The 260-nt window shown below is 38.1% G+C and carries 1 pseudogene; it reads right to left on the bottom strand.

Annotated elements, in window-relative coordinates:
• Window positions 1–260 (bottom strand): annotated as a pseudogene (locus RT405_RS10295) (ABC transporter permease); the annotation flags it as partial.

The following is a 260-nucleotide window of genomic DNA, read 5'->3' as shown; positions in this document are numbered from 1 at the left end:
ACTGAATAACTGCTTCAGTAACAGCGTACCGATCAGCTGTTGTCTCCATTTTGATTTTTAATGCATTGATCGGTTTGAATTTGGTCAGCTCATTATAAGAAGCTCTTGGTACATCTGAGGTCATCGCTGTCATATAATTATCACCGCCTAATGAAATGCTCTCATAATCATACGGTTGTTTGATTCCGATAACTTGATACATATAGCCGTTAATTGAAATAGCTTGACCAATCATCTCTTCCGGATCGTCTATCATCATG

Origin of the sequence: Carnobacterium sp. (genome assembly GCF_032094055.1) — a bacterium.
In the GTDB taxonomy this organism is placed as follows: domain Bacteria; phylum Bacillota; class Bacilli; order Lactobacillales; family Carnobacteriaceae; genus Carnobacterium_A.
The sequence above is the reverse complement of the archived record's forward strand: the minus strand, read 5'-3'. Positions and strand labels throughout refer to the sequence as shown.